A 2,577-nucleotide genomic window follows, 5' to 3' on the forward strand; every position below is an offset into this window, starting at 1 on the left:
ACTATACAAAGGAATGAGTAATCTTAATTATTATGAACATATACTTGAAATAGATACGTTAAAATTGATGGAAAAGAGGGTTAAGTAAAAGCAATTTTTAAAAATAATGCTGTACGTTGTACACACACCTCTTTTTACTTCAATATTAAAACAGATGTGTCTTTAACAGGATTAGCTGTAATGACACATCTAATGTTGTTACCAGAATTTTTTATTACTTGTTTACTTATACCCCATGAGTTGACCTAAAGGTTTCACCTGAAGGGAGGGATTTAACCCCATTTTACAGATATTAATCAAACTATAAATGCTAAAAAACTGCTTTTCTATAAACTTTTTGATATTTGCTTTTGTAGTTAATGTTCATCAGTTGCAATTAAGAGCAAGGGACTTGATGTTATAGGTGTAAGAACACCTAAAGTACATTATATCTACAGAGGTGATAAATTATTTACTAAGGATATTTTTAAATCTTCTAAAATTTTTTGACCTAGTAATAAAACTATATAGTAAAAAAAGCACCAAAATTCTAAATATATTACTCCTAGTCCAATCTCTTGTTATTGTAAAGTTTTTTTCGACTACCTCATCTCTTGTTATGACAATTGAAATTAGTACATTATCTACTTGAATAGCCTCGTTTATGACATCACCATCAGTAGTAAAATTATGATATTCCTTATACTTGCCAGGAATAATCCCTTCTTTGAAGAATGCATATCCTATCTGATCATTATAAAGTTCATTAGTGTATACAATAATTACCTTATCATTTCTTTTCCAAATATAATCTACTGATACATCTCCAATATTCTTAATATACAGTCGACTACCAACCATATTATCTATTGGCTCTAATGAATAGTTATATAAAGTTACTTCCCATATCAATAAAGCAAAAATAATAATGACTGGTACTATTTTAAGTAGATACATAAATTTCATAATATTCTCCAATCTAACTATGTAAATCGCATAACAATATTATTTATTAGTTACTATACTTCAACTACTTATCATTAGATACAATGAAAGACAATATCCGCTACATCGTTTAATATAACGGATATATTTTTTTACCAGTCTACACCGGGATATTGATGAGCATAAAATTCTTGAAATAACCATAACGCAACAGCATTATCTTTCTTAGAAATAAATTGAGGGTAGTATCCATCATAGATATATTCTTGGTAATATGAACTGGATTGTGTTTTTACATAGTATTTACCACCTTCAAAATTATCTTTGGTTACAGAGGTATGTGGTGAGTAAGCCTTTAGCTTATAAGAAGTTGCATTAACTGAAACTGTTTCAGTAAAAGCATCTTTGATTTTACCATTTGCAACTGCAACACTGAAATGCCCTAATATAGCACTAATCAAGTTTGAAATAGTTGAACTCAATTTTGCAAAAACGGCTAATCCCTGCCCAACAAGAAAAGCAATAGTTATTGATACAATTGTGGATACTATATCATACTGTTCACCATTAATTACATATGCTACATCATCAGTATTAGTGATCTGATACCAAGTTGATAATTCACTTTCAATGGAGCCAACCCATGGATCAGGATAATCATTATAGGTTACCTTTCCATTGTAATACCATGTAGCACTTGTGGTCATAGGCATTTGCATATCTGAATTTGATAATTTACTATCAATACTTAGCTTATTATTTGCTTTTAGTATTGAAATCATCTTCTTCAATTTCTTATTATTTATGACATTGGACTTAGATTTATAATTCCCCTTTTTTTCACTCTGCTGGTTAAGTATATTGATATTATCTTCATAAACATAGTGTTTAATCACTTCATTTTTAAAATCAATGATATCTTCTGCAATAAGAATTCCATTAGTAAGTTGCTTACCTGTCATAGTTCCATCTTCGTTGTAAGAGTAGGTGATAATATTTCGTTCGCCATTCTCACCTTTTAGTACTACTTCAATTTCATTTGTTGAATTTTGTACTCCAGTAGCGTTTGAATTAAATACATTTAATGTCAAAATACACACAATAAGTATAAGATTAATTATTCTTTTTACACTCATAAATATTCTCCTTGTACAATATGTTCATACACATATGGATTAGTGTCCAAACATATTCCTTCTTATATTTTTTGTTATTAAAATAATATTTTTCAAGTGTTAAAAACTGTTTATGATTAGCTTAAATACCAATTTTAATATTTGTAGGTAGATTTGCTTTTTTAAGTACTTAAAAACGATATAATTATCTAAACACATTGTAGCACAGGCTAAATAGTATGTCAATTTATTCAATTGAATAAATTATAGTCAATATTCGATATAATTAATTGATTAAAGTCGAAAAAACGATTATCTACTTACATATGATGTTCGATATAACATCATATATTGCATAAATATAATAGCATATGTGTAGTCATAGCATCATAAGATAGAAGTAAAAAGAGGTGTGTGTACAACGTACAGCATTATTTTTAAAAATTGCTTTTACTTAACCCTCTTTTCCATCAATTTTAACGTATCTATTTCAAGTATATGTTCATAATAATTAAGATTACTCATTCCTTTGTATAGT

The 2,577-nt window shown here is 28.0% G+C and carries 2 protein-coding genes; both read right to left on the bottom strand.

Annotated features, from left to right (window positions below):
- Positions 1-447: 447 nt before the first annotated feature.
- Positions 448-945 carry a hypothetical protein gene (locus N4A55_RS03750; protein ID WP_293754167.1) on the bottom strand — a complete coding sequence of 166 codons (498 nt, stop codon included), beginning with the start codon at positions 943-945 and terminating at the stop codon, positions 448-450.
- A gap of 131 nt (positions 946-1,076) precedes the next feature.
- Positions 1,077-2,060, bottom strand: coding sequence for a hypothetical protein (locus tag N4A55_RS03755; protein ID WP_293754168.1), 984 nt, complete (start codon positions 2,058-2,060; stop codon positions 1,077-1,079).
- Positions 2,061-2,577: the final 517 nt, after the last annotated feature.

It is taken from the genome of Vallitalea sp., assembly GCF_025211055.1.
GTDB lineage: Bacteria > Bacillota > Clostridia > Lachnospirales > Vallitaleaceae > Vallitalea.